Here is a 15884-nt window from a genome sequence, read left to right on the forward strand (position 1 = left end):
GCCGATGAACGCCGATGGGGTTCGCGAGCGTGCCGGATCGTTGCCCCGCGAGCCGGGGGTCTACCAGTTCCGCGAGGGAGAGACGACCCTCTACGTCGGAAAGGCGGTCGATCTGCGCGATCGGGTTCGATCCTACGCCGATCCCCGCAGCGCGCGGATTCGCCGGATGGTCGACCGCGCCGACGACGTGGAAATCGCCGTCACGGACACCGAGACCCAGGCCCTGTTGCTCGAGGCGAACCTGATCAAGCGCCACCAGCCCCGCTACAACGTCCGGCTCAAGGACGACAAGTCCTACCCGATGATCCAAGTGACCGCCCACGAGGCCCCGCGGATCGAGATCACCCGCGATCCGGACGGCGAGGTCCAAAGCGCCTCGAACGGGAGTAGCGCGGAACGGAGTTCCGCGGACAGTCGGGCGGTGCAACCGCGTGACGACGGCGAAACCACGACCGGAGCCGCGACCGTATTCGGCCCTTACACTAGCAAGACGCAGGTCGAGACCGTCGTCAAGGCCCTGCGGGAAACGTACGGGATCCGTGGCTGTTCGGACCACAAGTACGCGGGTCGCGAGCGGCCGTGTCTGGACTACGAGATGGGGCTGTGCACCGCGCCTTGCACCCGCGAGATCGACCTCGCAAGGTACGGCGAGGATGTGACCGCGGTCAAACGGTTTCTCGAGGGTGAAACGGGTGTGCTCGCGGACCCGCTGCGCCGGGAGATGGAGGTCGCGGCACAGGAGCGGCACTTCGAGCGCGCGGCGAACCTGCGGGATCGCCTCGAGACCGTCGAGGCCTTCCACGGCGAGGGCGGCGAAGCGGTCCAGTCGGTCGGCGACGAGCAGGGCGTTGACGTCCTCGGCGTCGCGATCGAGGGTGAGGACGCGACCGTCGCTCGGCTACGCGCCGAGGACGGCAAGCTGATCGAGCGGGACCGACACACGCTCGAGGCACCCGGATCCGCCGGGACGGGGGCCAACACGGCTGGTCGGAGGGACGGCGTGCCGGTCGTACTCACCGCCTTCATCGTGCAGTACTACGCCGAGCGCGAACTGCCGGACGCCCTGCTCCTGCCGGAACGCCACGGCGACGAGGAGGTCGCGGCCTGGCTCGCGGCCGAGGGCGTCTCGGTCCGGGTCCCGGGGGCAGGCCGGGAGGCGAAACTCGTCGAACTCGCGCTGAAAAACGCCCGCCGCAACGTCGGTCGGCGCGACGAGTGTGGCATGCTCGCGGACGCCCTCGAGATCGAGTCGGCCGGACGGATCGAGGGGTTCGACGTGAGCCACGCGCAGGGGAAGGCGGCGGTCGGGAGCGACGTCACGTTCGTCGACGGCAGCGCCGAAAAATCCGACTACCGGCGGAAGAAGCTGACCGACCAAAACGACGACTACGACAACATGCGTGCCTTGCTCGAGTGGCGCGCCAGCCGCGCCGTCGAGGGCCGCGACGACCGGCCCGACCCCGATCTGCTCCTGATCGACGGGGGCAAGGGACAGCTCAAGGCCGCCCGCGACGCGCTCAAGACGGTCGGGTGGGACGTGCCGGCCGTCGCGCTGGCGAAAGCCGAGGAGCGCGTGGTCATGCCCGAGCGGTCGTTTTCGTGGCCCAGCGACGCGCCTCACCTCCACCTCCTCCAACGGGTCCGCGACGAGGCCCACCGCTTTGCGGTGCAGTACCACCAGACCGTCCGCGACGAGGTTACGACGGTGCTCGACGACGTCCAGGGGATCGGTCCCAAAACTCGAAAGCGGCTACTCGGCCGCTTCGGCAGCGTCGAAAACGTCCGCGAGGCCAGCGTCGACGACCTTCGGAGCGTCGAGGGGATCGGCGAGAAGACGGCGGAAACGATCAAATCCCGGCTCTAACGGACCGTCGAGGACACAGCCGAGCGACGCGGACGCTCGCACGTGCGGAAGGAGAAGAAGGCATATTGCGTCGTCCCGTCGATGACACTGCTATGCACGAGGACGTGTCTCGCCGACGCTTGCTCGGTGCCGCCGGGGCGGTCACGGTCGCCGGGTGTCTCGACACGAGCGACTCGAGGGGCACCAACGACTCGAAGGGCACGGACGACGGGACGGCCGGTGACGGCGCGGAGACGACTGCGTCGGCTGCAAACGAGTCGGACGACGCTGCCCCGACGGTTCACGCGGACTACGAGACGACCGCGGTCCGGGTCGTGGGGACCGACGGCGACGAACTCGGGAAGGTGACGGCGGCGATCGCCGACACGGATGATCTCCAGTACCTCGGTCTCAGTGATACCGACGAACTGCCGCCCGATCGGGGTATGCTGTTCGTCTACGGATCGGTCGCGGATCGGTCCTTCGTCATGCGGGAGATGGACTTCGGCATCGACATCGTCTACGCCGATGCGGACGGGACGATCACCGGCATCCATCACGCGCCGGCACCCGGCCCGGACGAGAACGGGAACGACCAGCACTACCCCGGACGGGGACAGTACGTGCTTGAGGTTACCTACGAGTGGACGAGCGATCACGGCGTCAGCGAAGGGGATGTCCTCGAATTCGATCTCGAAGAGTGATCGGGCCCGCCGACGGAGCAGCCACACCGACCGTTGCGAACGCAAGGAGAGGGCTATCTCACCGGCCACCCTATGCCACCACATGGCAAACGATGACGAGCTCGACGAACTGCTCGACGAACTCGACAGCCAGGGCGACCTCGAGGCCTCCCAGCAAGTCCTGTCGGTCCGGACGGAGAGCCGTCGGTACGACAAGCCGGTGACGATCGTCGAAGGGTTCGATCTCGGGCCGGACGAGATCAAATCGATCGCGTCCGACCTCAAGCGGTCGATGGGGACCGGTGGGACCGTCGACGAGGATCGGATCGAACTACAGGGCAACCACCGAAACCGGGTTCCCGAACTCCTTCGCGAGCGGGGGTTCGACGTTCGCGAGTGATCGGGTAGTCGACGGTCGCCAGCGAACGCGCCATCCTAACGCGAGGGCGCTCGCTCGAGTCGCGTGCCCGGTCGCTCGAGTCCCGAACGCCGTCCGATTCCACGACCCCGCGTCGGCGAGTTATTTATATCTCACGTTCAATAATGGGGTATGAACGTTCGAGCCGCAACGGCCGAGGACTTCGAGGCGATCACCGCCGTCGCTCGCGCCACCTGGCACGATACTTACGACGAACTCGACGCCGACACGATCGACCGGACCGTGGATACCTGGTACACCGACGACTCGATGCCGCTCGAAGCCGCCTCGACGGTCGTGCTCGTCGCCGAACGAGGGGACGACCTCGTCGGGTTCACCCACGCGGTCGCCCAGGGCAAGACCGCCGACATCCTCCGGATGTACGTCCACCCCGATCACCAGGGTGAGGGGATCGGGAGCGAACTCCACGAGCGACTGATGACGGCCCTCGAGACGACCGACGCCGAGCGGATTCGCGCGTTCGACTTTGCGTTCAACGACACGAGCCGCACCTTCTACGAGGGGCTGGGCTTCGAGCGGACCGACGAAGGCACCGTCGAGATCGACGGCGAGTACTACCCTGAGGCGGTCTACACGCTCGAGATCGACTGACTGGACGGATCGCGCCGCGCGCGAACCGGCTCGAACCGCGCCGTCAGGGGGTCGTCCCGGGCCTGCCGGACGGCACCTAACTGAGACGGTGGAACTACTTTGGTATCCAATGGCATAGCATGCAGTATGGAGATCAGACCGGCCAACCGCGACGACCGCGAACGGATCAGGAGCGTCGCCCGCGAAACGTGGCACGACACCTACGACGAACTCGACAGCGAAACCATCGATCGGACCATCGACGAGTGGTACGGCGACGACGCGCTCGAGACGGCGCTCTCGAAGCCGGGTACCGCCTTCCTCGTCGCCGAGGTTGACGGGGAGGTCGTCGGCTTCACCCATGGCGTCGTCACTGTAGACGAAGGCGACGTCCTCCGCATGTCCGTGCATCCGGCCCACCAGGGCGAGGGGATCGGGACGGCGCTGTACGAACGGCTCCGCGAGGATCTGCGGGACTTCAACATGGAGCGGATCAGAGCGATCGACCTCGCCTCGAACGAGGGAGGGCGGGAGTTCTACGAGGCACACGGGTTCGAGCCGACCGACGAGGACGAAGTCGAGATCGGCGGCGAACAGCGGCGGGAAGTAGTCTACACGCTCGAGTTGTGAACGCATCGAACTGAGCGCGGCCGGCTCGACGCGCACCGTCACCCGGGGTCGGCGAACGGCGTTCGGGTTCGGGGACATCGTTCAGGGGCGGAGAGGGTCGGCGCGCTCGGGCGCGGGTAGCAATCGCCCGGCGGCGACCCCGACCTTGCAAATTCAGTGCACGGACGCAAGTGGGACGCCGATGAGTGTCACCGTAGCACGATGGGGACGAAAACGCCGAGCGAGGCCGACATCTTGCGGCCGATCGGAGCAGTGTCGAAAACGTACGTCGCGATGGTCGGGATCGCGGGGCTGGCGCTCGTCGCTTTCCTGATCGGGTGGGCCTACCAACTCCAGCAGGGGTTGGCCGTCACCGCCCTCGGCGACTGGGGCAGCGGCGGCGGCGTGACCTGGGGGGTGTACATCGGCGCGTTCATCTGGTGGGTCGGCATCGCCCACGGCGGGATTATCCTCTCGGCGGCGGTCAGGCTCCTGGGAATGGACCGGTACATGCCCGTGGCGCGACTCGCGGAGTTGCTGACTATCGGCGGGCTCTCCGCGGCGGGCTTCTATATTATCGTCCACCTCGGCCGGCCGGACCGGATGGTCACGAGCGTCATCGGCCACTATCATATCACGGTTCACAGTTCCCCGCTGGTGTGGGACGTGACCGTCATCACGGCCTACTTCGTGTTGACGGCGACCTATCTGTCGTTGACGCTGCGCTACGACGTCAGCCGACTGCGTAATCAGCTCCCCGACCGTCTCGGACCGCTGTACAGCCTCCTGACGATCGGCTACACCGAGACGGAAGACCGCGTCGTCGAACGGATGGTCTGGTGGCTCGCGCTGGCGATCATTATTATGGCCCCGCTGTTGCTCCACGGCGGGGTTATTCCGTGGCTCTTCTCGGTGATCCCGACGATGCCGACCTGGTTCGGCGGCGTCCAGGGGCCACAGTTCCTCACCATCGCGCTCACCTCGGCCATCAGCGGAGTGATCATCCTCGCCTATTCGTTCCGGGCCGCCTACGACTGGGATCACATCTTCACCGACGACATCTTCCGCGGGTTGCTCCTGTGGCTGGGCTTTTTCTGTCTGCTCTTCCTGTGGCTCCAACTCCAGCAGAACATCACCGGGCTGTTTCAGGCCCCCGTGGACCTGACCCACGCCGCCGTCGCCCGAGCCACCAGCCCGATCTATCTCACCTCGATGTTGCTGGTCTTCCTGACGCTATCGTACATCTTCGCGCAGTCGATCCGGCCGTCCCTGTTCACCAAGAAGCGGGCCGTCGTCTCCGGGTTCGCCGTCCTCACCGCGACGATCATGGAGAAGGTGCTGTTCGTCGTCGAGGGATTCCTTCACCCGACCTTCGACATCTACGCCGCAACGCCCGGCACCTACATCCCGAGTCTGATCGAGATCATGTCGATTATCGGAACCATCGGCATGGTGACGCTCCTCTTCCTCACCGTGTCCAAGATCGTCCCGGTGGTCGAACTCCACGCGATCGAGCACCTGCGCGACGAGCACGAGTAGCGACCGGCCGATTCCGACGCGAGCGGATCACAACCACCGCCCGGTCCGCTCCCTCAAGCACTGCGGTACGGCTGCTCCGATAAGCCACGCCTCGCCGACCGACTTCGTCCTCCTCGTCCGCCTAAAGCGACTGCACAGGCTGGGTTCGCCCGCGACCGTCATCACCAGCAACTATTTACCTCATGCCACTAAACTCATTTTTAGAGATGCCTAAACTTCGGTTCGATCGGACTCGTGCATCGAGTGATGCCCCGTGAACGAACTCCTCGTGGTCCTCCTCGAGTCGTTACGGGATGGCTACGTTCAAGTGAGCGCGTTCGTCGCGGTCACGGTGCTGGCGTTCGGACTCCTCCAGTACTGGACCGACGGCGCAGTGATCGGCGCGATCGAAGGCAACGAGCGGTTACAGGTGCTATTCGGCGCGCTCCTCGGACTGACGCCCGGCTGTGGCGGCGCGATCGTCGTGATGCCGCTGTACATCCGCGGGACGGTCAGCTTCGGGACAGTCGTTGCGACGCTCGGCGCGACTGCGGGCGATTCGGCCTTCGTCATTCTCGCGCTCGCACCCGAAGCCGCGCTGTACGCCTACGCCATCGCGTTCGTCGCCTCGGTCGCGACCGGCTACCTCGTCGACTCCGTCGGGCTCGGCGTCTCCCGCGTCGACGCCGCCGTCGCACAACTCTCGCCCACCGCGACGCCGGACGGCGGCACCGCAGTCGACGGGGGGATCAGGCCGAACCCCGCCCACGACTACGGCGGCCCCGCACCGACCCACGCCCACGAGAGCGGTCCCGATCGCCACTCGCGAGTACTCACCCCGCTCTCCCATTTCGCACACGTCCTGTGGTGGGTCACCGCCGTCTCGGGGCTCGTCCTCGGAACGCTCTACCTGCTCCGTGGCGGTCCCGAGGTCGCGCTGGTCGCCGACTTCGGCTTCGACGGACTGTTCACGATCACCGGCATCGTCGGCGCGGTGCTGTCGCTGTACCTCTACGTCGTCGGCCGCCACTACGTCGGCGAGGGCGAGATCGCCCGGGCTCGAGAGTCCTTCGCGTCGGCCTACGATACGCTCACCCACGCGGCGATGGAGACGAGTTTCGTCACCGTCTGGGTGCTCGCGGCCTTCCTCGTCTACGAGTACTTCGTCCTCCTCAGCGGGGTGAACATCGCAACCCTCGCGTCGACGGCGGGCGTCCTCGCCCCGATCGGCGGCGCGGCGGTGGGGCTGATCCCCGGCTGTGGGCCGCAGATCCTGCTGGCCAGCGTCTACGCCGAAGGTGGGCTGCCGTTCTCCGCCCTGACCGCGAACGCGATCTGCCAGGACGGCGACGCCCTGTTCCCGCTGCTGGCCGTCGACGCCAAGGCCGCTATCGTCGCGACGATCTACAACTTCCTGCCCGCCGTCGTCGTCGGCGTCGCGCTCCACTTCCTGTGGGGATCGGTGTTCGGCATGGCGGAGTTCGGGTTTGGCGTACTGGGATGACCTCAAGATCGGCTCTGGTATCGGTTTGTTGAGTCGACGTTAGGCCGCCACCAACACCTGGTACAGTCCACCCCACGTCATATCTGACCAGCGTCTCTTGGTGCTTTAAAAACACGTACTTCGATTATTCATAGTAGGTTTTCGTATCGATATCGTTTCGATCGGAATATTTCCAAGAGTAGAGTTCAAAGGTGTCTGTCAGTTCGTACGCATCTCTCCCCATTGTGCGCTTCGATTCCGACGCGACAGGTATCGTCATAGAAGATAAACTCCAACACGAATGAATACACGCCAACGACCCGTCTTTTTCGTGGTAGACACACCCATGTTCCGCAGCAGTTCCTCAAGCGACGCGTAGAGCGTAATGAATCCCGCCGGCGTCTGTACAACGAACCACAGACCATCGGGTATCACAATCAGCTTCTACCAGTCGTGTTTGTTTTCTAGTCAAACGACACTGTCTAGTTCTGCACTTCCATGATTGGTGTCTGTCCACTGAGGACCTGGTATGGTCTCTGCCGGAGTAGTATGCATAAATTGTTCAAACGATACACGGATGTTTGAGTGACTGCTATCCATGGCTCATCTATGAACCCGGTTGCGGATAATGTATTTGAGGGGTAAATTATTAATATCTGTACTGTGTATAGATGTAATATGGCACATAGAAAGCCAATTAACAGTAGTCGAAGGAAAGTACTGAAGACGCTAGGTGCTACATCTGTTGTGAGTTCTGGATTCGTGGTTACTGGAGCGGCGTCACGTGGTTCAAAGGTTGTAGGAGTTGCATATAATCCTTATACCCACGAAATTTTGGGTGAGGCATCTGCTCAATTCAACCAGAATTCTGATAAGCTTGTTGGCAATTTGAACATAGATGGTAGGAAATATAGAATCGACCAGAAAAATACACATTCAAATTTTAATTACCCAAATAAAAATCTGAATATTAGGTCCTTTAGAGAGGTGAAAAAACCGATGGGACAAAAGAAGAAAAAAGGAAAATATAATGAAATGGTCAAGGTCATGGTCCCAGACAATGGTAACATCACCGGCTTTGTTCGTTCTCCGGAGTCGCTTGAAAGAACAGGATTTACATTAAGTAATGAAAGAAATGGCAAATATGATAGTCTCCTGAACACGCTCGAAAAAACGGAAAAAGGTGAACAATAATGTCTACTCTAAATGTTGACGGGACTTACGAGGTCATTCCAAGTGCATGCCAATCTAAAGATAGACATGATTTTTCGGAATATATTGAAGACGACTATAAGTATACTACATATATACTAGCGGATACAGATGTTGATTCCTTTGAGGAACCATTAGATCCTTCAATTCCTTCCGGAGATTCGACTACCTGGGCATTTATGTGGCATTATATAGATGAGCCAGAGCGTAAGGGAGAGTACAAAGATTATCCAGATTATGGATGGACTTGGAACAATATGGAAGTGTCGCTAGAATATGGTGACGATAGGTTTGAGACTGATATAGATGTTGAGAATCCATATCCAAGTGGGTCCAGTGAATATGATGAATTTGCACTCTCAGTTGGCGCAGGGTATGGGCCAATATCAGTAGGTGTATCAAAATCGGTTACCCCCGATGGGGTTTCAGTAGACAGTGAGGACTATCAATATACCGAATGGGAAATTCCATTTAATTCATTCCCCACTAGTCAAGAGGACGCTGCAGGAGTTGCATTTGATATAAAAGGTGGAAATAGTTATATAACATCACCACTTACTGCAGAATGGTCCCGGGGGTTTGGAGTTATTGAATATGTCCCTCAGGCAAGAGAACCCTACGACGTTATTTATAGCCGTGAAGAGGGAGATTCAATGGACATAGAAGTTGATATTAAGCCCAGCTGATTAACTGCCATATTACAATTCCCATATGGTGTTTTAAAACATTTTAGTATAAATAGATAGAACAAACATACAATGTTGAGCAGACACAATTTATTAACTGTATTAATATTTTCCACAGGATTGGTTTTAATTCTGAGTACCAGCTATTTTTATCCAGAGGGAGGCGGTGATAGGAAAATGACCTATAATGTTGAAAAAATAGAGAATGAATCAATGGCAGAAGCAGCTCTTATGTTATCAGACCAAACATTAACTTGCCCTGGTGCCAGAGAATGCGTTTTTGAAGAGGAGGTTCACGAAGAGGGTCCGCTAAAATATAATGGACAAATTGATCGGGGTCCCTCTTACCCTGTTGTTCAAATAGAGGGAATAACATACATTCCAAAACATAATATAAGTGGAAACAATACTGAATTCACATTACAGGAGATATCCGCTATTAATGCAATTGAATATGCTGCTATCCCAGTTGAAGACCAATCTTCAGAAGTTCAGAAAGCGGTCAAAACGGGATCAGTAACTGTATATGATAAAGAAGTCCAATCATTTGAACAAGGAGATATTCTGGAGTTTGAAAATGAATATTATTATAAAACAGGAAAGCAGTCTCAACCAACTTCTTGGGTAGCAGGGAGTGGAACCACCATAGTACGGAGTGCTATTTGCATTGCAGGAGGGCTATTAATCTTCCTCGCAGGAAAAAGAGCCTGATTTAGATGATTCTATTCAAACTTTTTAGAGAGGTAATGCAGATTAACTGTAAATTCAGTCGCGCATTGGGGCCCAGCGGAAACCAACCAGAAGCAACGACAGTCGAAAACGCAGACTCGAACCTCAAATCTCGTCGGTCGGCGGCGCGATCCCCTCGTCTCCGCCCTCGAGGTCGAACTCCTCGCGCACCTCCCGAATCCGGTCGCGAATATCGGCCGCCAGTTCGAACTCGAGGTTGTTCGCAGCCTCCTGCATCTGCGCCTCGAGCTCGTCAATGTAGCGGGCGGCATCGTCTTCGTCCTCGAGTTCCCGACCGGAGACCTCGCTGGTGTCGGTCTTCGACCCGGGCAGGTTCGTCTCGCCGATCTCCTTCTCGATCGTCGTGGGCTCGAGGCCGTGGTCCTCGTTGTATTCCTGTTGAATTCGGCGGCGGCGCTGGGTTTCCTCGATGGCGGACGCCATGGCGTTGGAGGGCTCGTCGGCGTAGAGGACGACCTCGCCGTTGACGTTCCGGGCGGCCCGGCCCATCGTTTGGACGAGCGTCGTTTCGCTCCGCAAAAAGCCCTCCTGATCGGCGTCCAGAATCGCGACCAGCGACACCTCGGGGATGTCCAGCCCCTCCCGCAGGAGGTTGATCCCGACGAGTACGTCGATCTCCCCTAAGCGAAGGGAACGGATGATCTCGTGGCGCTCGAGCGTGTCCGTCTCGTCGTGCATGTAGGCCACGTCGACGCCGGCCTCCTCGAGGTACTCGGTGAGGTCCTCGGCCATCCGTTTGGTCAGCGTCGTCACGAGCGTGCGCTCGTCGCGCTCGATCCGCTTGTCGATGCGATCCATGAGGTCGTCGACCTGGCCGGTTGCGTCCGAAACCTCGATCGCCGGATCGACGAGGTGTGTCGGTCGAACGATCTGTTCGACGATCCGCCCGCTCTCCTCGCGCTCGTAGTCGCCCGGCGTGGCGCTGACGTACAGCGTCTGGTCGGTTTTCTCCTCGAACTCCTCGAAGGTCAGCGGCCGGTTGTCGTAGGCGGTCGGCAGGCGGAACCCGTTCTCGACCAGCGAGTCCTTGCGGGACTTGTCGCCGGCGTACTGCCCGCGAACCTGCGGCAGCGTGACGTGGGACTCGTCGACCACTGTCAGGAAGTCGTCGGGGAAGTAGTCCAACAGCGTGTACGGCGCGTCGCCGGAGTCGCGATCCGAGAGGTAGACCGAATAGTTCTCGATCCCCGAACAATAGCCCGTCTCCTGCATCATCTCGAGGTCGAACGTCGTCCGCTCCTCGATGCGCTGGGCGGCGATCATGTCGCCTTGCCGCTCGAAGTAGGAGATACGGGAGTCCAGATCGTCCCGGATCTCGTCCATCGCCTCCTCGAGTGTCGTCTCCGGAATCGAGTAGTGTTCCGCGGGATGGACGAGGACGGCTCGTTGCTCGCCCTGGGTGGTCCCCTCGAGCGGATCGACCTTGACCATGCGATCGATTTCGTCACCCCAGAGTTCGACACGCACCGCATAGCGGCCGTACATCGGGTAGATCTCGATGGTGTCGCCCCGCACCCGAAACGTGCCCTGGGTGAAGTCGACATCGTTGCGCTCGTAGTTCAGGTCGACCAGTTGTGCAAGCAGGTCGTCGCGGCCGATCTCCTCGCCGACCGCGAGTCGCAGGGACATGTCGATGTAGTTGCGCGGATCACCGAGGCCGTAGATCGCGGAGACCGAGGCGACAACGATGACGTCCTCGCGGGTTAGCAGCGACCGCGTGGCGGAGTGGCGGAGGCGGTCGATCTCGTCGTTGATCGAGGCGTCCTTGTCGATGTAGGTGTCGCTCTGCTCGACGTAGGCTTCAGGCTGGTAGTAATCGTAGTAGGAAACGAAGTACTCGACGGCGTTGTCCGGAAACAGGGAGCGGAACTCCTCGTAGAGCTGGGCCGCAAGCGTCTTGTTGTGGGCGATCACCAGCGTCGGCTTCTGGATCTCCTCGACCACCCACGAGACGGTGTTGGTCTTGCCCGACCCGGTCACGCCGAGCAGGGTCTGCTTGTCCATCCCCGACCGAAAGCCGTCGACGAGCTGTTCGATCGCCGCAGGTTGATCCCCCGCGGGCTCGAACGGAGCGTCGACCCGGAACGGGCGATCGACATCAGGACGGTCCGGCTGGAGGGGACCTTGCGCGTCACTCATTATCGGAGTCAGGGGTTCGAGCCACTTTACGCGCTCGCATACGGACCGCGACTGCGAGGCGTCAGCCGGACCGCGACCGTCCGGTCCGACCGACTCCAGTCGAGGCGTCGCTCGAGCGGCAGTGCTTACGTGCTGCTATCGTCGGCCATCGGGCCGTCGACAGCCACTTCCACGGTGAGTTCGCGGTCCGTCACGTCCGTTGGCGGCTCGAGGTAGCCGATCGCGTACCCGGTGTAGGCGGTGCCCCGCTCGAGCGTCACGTCGAACGAAGCCACGGCCTCCATCCCGCCGGCCGGCCTGACCGAGAGGGTGTACTGGCCGGCGGGAACCGGAACGTAGTCGGTCGCGTCGGTGAACGAGACATCCTCGAAGAGCAGGGTATCGTCGGCGTAGACATCGACAGCAGGTGCGTCGGGCGAGGCGTGGACGAGGCGGACGAGGACCGAGCCGGCGTCTACCAACACTGCCGGCTGGAAGGTGTCGGCCTCGAGTTCGCCGATCGCGGCGACGGTGTAGAACGCGGCACCGAACGTCACCTCGCCCTCGAACGCGACCGTCTCCGGGTCGCCGGCGGCCGTAATCGTCACCGTGTACGTTCCCGGCTCGATCTCGAGGTACGGCGAGACGTCGCCGTAGGCGATGTCCGCGAGCACGCGATCGTCGTCGACGTAGACGTCGACGTTCGGTGCGTCCGGCGAGAAGTGCGCGATCCGAACGGCCGCGCCCGGAATCGTGTCGTCGGTCGATTTCTCGTCGGAGGTCGGCCGCTCGTCGTGTTCGTGTTCGCCGGTGGCCAGAACGGGTCCACTCGCTGCAGTCAGTCCACCTGCGATCCCCATCGTCTTCAGAGCAGTTCGTCGTGTTACTGGCATGATGCACCCGAGTCGGGGGACTACGGTCGAAAAAAGCCGAGCGTTCGTCTCACGAGTAGTGCCGACGTTTCCGATCCGTGACGGTCGCGTATGCGCTCCCTGTCGCCGGAAGGATGTGCGTATCGCGACGCGGCAGCGGTTTTCGGGAACCGACAGCGCCAATCGGACCCCTGCCTCCCCGTGGTTGCGGGATCGACCGGACGTGGCCATGGCTCGCCCAACCGTTATGGATCGTGTCGGAGAGGTGGTGTCCATGACGGCACAACTCCAGCAGGCCCGCGACGACCTCGAAGAGGCGGCGAAGTCGACGGACGACGACGATGTCCGCGAGGATATCCGCGAGACGGCCGATGCGTTCGCCGACTACGTGATGGGCGACCCCACGCCCGATCACGCCATCCTCGACGAACGGCTCAATACGCTCCGACAGGCCCGCAAGCGGGCCGACGGCACCACCGAAGACAGGCTCGAGGCAGCGATCGAAACGGTCGAAGACTACCGTGAACAGGTGGATCAAGCCTAAGCTCCCCCCTGTGAACGGATCCCCGATCGATCGGAACGGAAACGGCCGTCACCCGGTGCTGTCGACTACTGACGGGCGACTCACTCGAGCCGCTCCAGCACCGCCTCTTTTTCGTAGGACAACGTGAGCGACCGCGAGCGACCCCGTCCGTCGACGTCCGCGTAGTCGGCGTCGATGAGTCCGAGCTGGTCGAGTTTGTTGACGATTTCGGAGTAGCGGGTGTAGCCCAGCTCGGTCCGGTCGTGGAAGGCGTCGTAGACCTCGCCGGCCTGTTCGCCGTCGTGTTCGGCGATGACCTCGAGCAGCGTCCGCTCGGTGTCGGTGAGCCCGGAAAGGCTCCGCGAGAGGTTGATATACTTGGACTTCTCGTAGGCGTCTTCGACGTCCTGGCGCTCGACGGTGCGGCTGGCCCGCATCTCCGCGTTCAGCCCGGCGCGGCGCAACAGGTCGATTCCGACCCGGAGATCACCGCTCTCGGCGGTGAGTTCGGCGACGTACTCGAGCGTGGGCCGATCGATGACGCCGTCGTTGAAGCCGCGTGTGACGCGCTCGGCGAGGATGTCGACGATTTCGGGCTGGTCGTAGACCGGGAAGTAGACATCCTCCGGGCGGAAGACGCTCTGGACCCGGGAGTCGAGGTCGTCGATCACGTCGAGTGCGGGGTCGGAGGAGACCACGACGACGCCGATCTTCGCGCCGGGGTACTCCTCGTGGGCGCGCAGAAGCGAGTAGAGCGTGTCCGAGGCCTCGTTCTCGTAGAAGAGGTAGTTGATGTCGTCCAAGGCGACGACCAGTACGTTGTCCTCTTCGACGAGTTTCTCGGCGATCTGGCCGAACAGCTTCTTGAACGAGATCCCGGAGGAAGGGGGCTCGTAGTCGAACGTCCCCTCGAACAGCCGGGAGAACACCGAGTAGCGGGTGGCGTTGACCTGACAGTTGACTCGGATCGTCCGAACCTCGCTCGTCTGGGCACCGACCTCGTCGAACAACTTCTGGATCGCCGTCGTCTTCCCGGTTCCGGGCGGACCGCGAACCACGACGTTCAACGGCCGCGACCCCCGCACCGCCGGGCGCAGCGCGTACGTCAGACTCTGGGTCTGGCCCTCGCGGTGCTTGAACGTCTCGGGAACGTAGTCGATTTCGAAGACGTGCTCGTTTCTGAACACGGATTCGTCCCACGACAACATCCCCTCCTCGGGGTCATCTCCCATCACTTTCACCCTGCTTCCGCAGCGTCTTAACCTTTCGGTGAACTCACAACTGCGACGTCCTGTGACGTGTGTTGGGTTTTTACACAGCCACAATACTTACTAATCAGCATATTCATCTCGGTAGCAAATGGCAGTATTGACTCCACCGGATGCGATCCCGGACTTCTTAATCGAGCACTTTGACGATCTCTCTCCGGAAACCCTGCGGGGAACCGCCGACTACGCTCGAGGCGAAGCGTACCTCCCACCCGACGAGATGCCTGATAAGATGAAGGAAGCGTTCGTGCTACAGGACGACGAGACGGTGGCGGCGATCGCGGACTACGCGGACGAGCTCGCCGCGGTCTTGGAAGAACAGAACGGCGACGAGTCGTGGTGACTCCGGCGGGTTCGACAGTGACACGAGTGACGACGGGTCGCGAACGCGGACGAAGCGACGCCGGGCGGACGATATCGGATTAAATAGGTCGAGACGTACGAGCAGCCACGCCGGGTCGACTGTCGCCGAGGAAGACGGAACGTCACACGGTCGTTTCCTGCCGGCTACCCGGCGCGCAGCGTCAGGGCCCTCGGCGACCGCGCCGGCCGATCGAGCGACCGGCCAGTCGCTGGAGCAGGCCCCGAACGCGGTCGACTATCGGCTCGAGAATCGGGTTCGCGGTGACGGCGACGTACGCCGGCAGGGGGTCATATCGCCCGGTTTCGAGGGCGTGTAGCGCCGCCGCCGTCGCCCGATGGTTCCCGTCGGCGACGAACCACGGAGTTGCGCCGCGTCTGGTCCGGACGATCAGCGGGTCGAACCGCGTTCCGGCGGCCAGTTCGTCGCGGTAGGTTCGGATCGCCGCGGCGTCGATCCCCGCCGCTTCGAGCGGCCCGTCCCCCTCGGTGTGGACCCGCTCGGCCACGCCGAAGAGCGTGCCGTCCGTGGAGACGTCCCGCCACAGGAGGTCGTCCGGCCCGTCTACCGGCCGGAGAGCGACGAACCGATCCCGCTCGAGGACGAGTCGGTACCACCGGATCGGTTGCTCGCGCCAGAGGAACGCGGCCGCCCCCGGCTTCGCCGAGAGGAGCGCGTCGAGCAGCGCCGTCGTGCTCGTCGGGACCGTCCCCGAATCGACGGCATCCGCATCGCGTTCGATCTCCCGTGCGAGCCAGTCCTGGAGGACGCGCACCTCGGAGACCCGGACCGGCGGTCGGTGTTCCGGTGGCGGCGACTCCGGGGCGGGACTGTCGCTTGCGGCGTCCGTGTGAGACACGAGTCGTTCCGGACGATCCCTACGACGGTGTACGGCATATAGCTGGGGCCGGGAGCGATCGCGCTCCCGAACGGACACGGCACGGGGACG

Annotated in this window: 16 protein-coding genes; 12 read left to right on the top strand and 4 right to left on the bottom strand. The window is 61.6% G+C overall.

The genetic code is table 11. From position 1 onward, the window contains the following. Window positions 1–4 precede the first annotated feature (4 nt). The 10 genes from C486_RS10375 (at window position 5) to C486_RS20995 (ending at window position 9754) form a co-directional block, all read left to right on the top strand. On the top strand, window positions 5–1864 hold the full coding sequence (locus C486_RS10375) for an excinuclease ABC subunit C (RefSeq protein WP_008455867.1): 1860 nt from the start codon (window positions 5–7) through the stop codon (window positions 1862–1864). 92 nt (window positions 1865–1956) lie between these two features. Further along, a complete protein-coding gene (locus tag C486_RS10380; RefSeq protein ID WP_008455868.1) occupies window positions 1957–2547 on the top strand; it encodes a DUF192 domain-containing protein in 591 nt (196 codons plus the stop codon). Between the two features lie 82 nt (window positions 2548–2629). Beyond that, entirely contained in the window at window positions 2630–2926 is a 297-nt protein-coding gene (locus tag C486_RS10385; RefSeq protein ID WP_008455870.1) for a translation initiation factor, read from the top strand. Between the two features lie 150 nt (window positions 2927–3076). Beyond that, complete coding sequence (locus tag C486_RS10390; RefSeq protein ID WP_008455872.1) at window positions 3077–3556, top strand: GNAT family N-acetyltransferase; 480 nt, start codon at window positions 3077–3079, stop codon at window positions 3554–3556. Between the two features lie 126 nt (window positions 3557–3682). After that, complete coding sequence (locus tag C486_RS10395; RefSeq protein WP_008455874.1) at window positions 3683–4165, top strand: GNAT family N-acetyltransferase; 483 nt, start codon at window positions 3683–3685, stop codon at window positions 4163–4165. 201 nt (window positions 4166–4366) lie between these two features. After that, window positions 4367–5683, top strand: coding sequence for an NrfD/PsrC family molybdoenzyme membrane anchor subunit (gene nrfD, locus C486_RS10400; protein WP_008455876.1), 1317 nt, complete (start codon window positions 4367–4369; stop codon window positions 5681–5683). Between the two features lie 253 nt (window positions 5684–5936). Next, window positions 5937–7166, top strand: coding sequence for a putative manganese transporter (locus C486_RS10405; RefSeq protein ID WP_008455877.1), 1230 nt, complete (start codon window positions 5937–5939; stop codon window positions 7164–7166). A 657-nt stretch (window positions 7167–7823) separates the two neighbouring features. Continuing rightward, complete coding sequence (locus C486_RS20985) at window positions 7824–8339, top strand: hypothetical protein (RefSeq protein WP_152419155.1); 516 nt, start codon at window positions 7824–7826, stop codon at window positions 8337–8339. Further along, the gene (locus tag C486_RS20990) at window positions 8339–9043 is read left to right on the top strand and encodes a hypothetical protein (protein ID WP_152419156.1); all 705 of its coding nucleotides are present in this window, start codon (window positions 8339–8341) and stop codon (window positions 9041–9043) included. The genes C486_RS20985 and C486_RS20990 overlap by 1 nt, the downstream gene beginning before the upstream one ends. A 72-nt stretch (window positions 9044–9115) precedes the next feature. Further along, on the top strand, window positions 9116–9754 hold the full coding sequence (locus C486_RS20995; protein ID WP_152419157.1) for a hypothetical protein: 639 nt from the start codon (window positions 9116–9118) through the stop codon (window positions 9752–9754). Window positions 9755–9877: 123 nt separating this feature from the next. Here the strand turns inward: C486_RS20995 and uvrB are convergent, their stop codons facing one another. Together uvrB and C486_RS10415 are read right to left on the bottom strand one after the other, a co-directional pair. Beyond that, the gene (uvrB, locus tag C486_RS10410; protein ID WP_008455879.1) at window positions 9878–11932 is read right to left on the bottom strand and encodes an excinuclease ABC subunit UvrB; all 2055 of its coding nucleotides are present in this window, start codon (window positions 11930–11932) and stop codon (window positions 9878–9880) included. Between the two features lie 125 nt (window positions 11933–12057). After that, on the bottom strand, window positions 12058–12771 hold the full coding sequence (locus C486_RS10415; protein ID WP_008455881.1) for a DUF4397 domain-containing protein: 714 nt from the start codon (window positions 12769–12771) through the stop codon (window positions 12058–12060). A gap of 286 nt (window positions 12772–13057) precedes the next feature. On the opposite strand from C486_RS10415, the gene C486_RS10420 reads away from it, so the two are divergent. Then, on the top strand, window positions 13058–13327 hold the full coding sequence (locus tag C486_RS10420) for a DUF7553 family protein (protein WP_049910450.1): 270 nt from the start codon (window positions 13058–13060) through the stop codon (window positions 13325–13327). 80 nt (window positions 13328–13407) lie between these two features. On the opposite strand, the gene C486_RS10425 is transcribed toward C486_RS10420, so the two are convergent. Next, window positions 13408–14538, bottom strand: coding sequence for an ORC1-type DNA replication protein (locus C486_RS10425; protein WP_008455885.1), 1131 nt, complete (start codon window positions 14536–14538; stop codon window positions 13408–13410). 127 nt (window positions 14539–14665) lie between these two features. On the opposite strand from C486_RS10425, the gene C486_RS10430 reads away from it, so the two are divergent. Then, the gene (locus C486_RS10430; RefSeq protein ID WP_008455887.1) at window positions 14666–14917 is read left to right on the top strand and encodes a hypothetical protein; all 252 of its coding nucleotides are present in this window, start codon (window positions 14666–14668) and stop codon (window positions 14915–14917) included. A 181-nt stretch (window positions 14918–15098) separates the two neighbouring features. Here C486_RS10430 and C486_RS10435 read toward each other — a convergent pair whose 3' ends face one another. Further along, window positions 15099–15794, bottom strand: a complete 696-nt coding sequence (locus tag C486_RS10435; RefSeq protein ID WP_008455889.1) for a hypothetical protein — start codon at window positions 15792–15794, stop codon at window positions 15099–15101. Between the last annotated feature and the right edge of the window lie 90 nt (window positions 15795–15884).

The organism is Natrinema gari JCM 14663, from assembly GCF_000337175.1.
In the GTDB taxonomy this organism is placed as follows: Archaea; Halobacteriota; Halobacteria; order Halobacteriales; family Natrialbaceae; genus Natrinema; species Natrinema gari.

Coding starts and splice junctions, on each gene's coding strand:
- C486_RS10375 (WP_008455867.1), top strand. CDS start 5: ATGAACGCCGATGGGGTTCGCGAGCGTGCCGGATCGTTGCCCCGCGAG.
- C486_RS10380 (WP_008455868.1), top strand. CDS start 1,957: ATGCACGAGGACGTGTCTCGCCGACGCTTGCTCGGTGCCGCCGGGGCG.
- C486_RS10385 (WP_008455870.1), top strand. CDS start 2,630: ATGGCAAACGATGACGAGCTCGACGAACTGCTCGACGAACTCGACAGC.
- C486_RS10390 (WP_008455872.1), top strand. CDS start 3,077: ATGAACGTTCGAGCCGCAACGGCCGAGGACTTCGAGGCGATCACCGCC.
- C486_RS10395 (WP_008455874.1), top strand. CDS start 3,683: ATGGAGATCAGACCGGCCAACCGCGACGACCGCGAACGGATCAGGAGC.
- nrfD (WP_008455876.1), top strand. CDS start 4,367: ATGGGGACGAAAACGCCGAGCGAGGCCGACATCTTGCGGCCGATCGGA.
- C486_RS20985 (WP_152419155.1), top strand. CDS start 7,824: ATGGCACATAGAAAGCCAATTAACAGTAGTCGAAGGAAAGTACTGAAG.
- C486_RS20990 (WP_152419156.1), top strand. CDS start 8,339: ATGTCTACTCTAAATGTTGACGGGACTTACGAGGTCATTCCAAGTGCA.
- C486_RS20995 (WP_152419157.1), top strand. CDS start 9,116: ATGTTGAGCAGACACAATTTATTAACTGTATTAATATTTTCCACAGGA.
- uvrB (WP_008455879.1), bottom strand. CDS start 11,932: ATGAGTGACGCGCAAGGTCCCCTCCAGCCGGACCGTCCTGATGTCGAT.
- C486_RS10415 (WP_008455881.1), bottom strand. CDS start 12,771: ATGGGGATCGCAGGTGGACTGACTGCAGCGAGTGGACCCGTTCTGGCC.
- C486_RS10420 (WP_049910450.1), top strand. CDS start 13,058: ATGACGGCACAACTCCAGCAGGCCCGCGACGACCTCGAAGAGGCGGCG.
- C486_RS10425 (WP_008455885.1), bottom strand. CDS start 14,538: ATGGGAGATGACCCCGAGGAGGGGATGTTGTCGTGGGACGAATCCGTG.
- C486_RS10430 (WP_008455887.1), top strand. CDS start 14,666: ATGGCAGTATTGACTCCACCGGATGCGATCCCGGACTTCTTAATCGAG.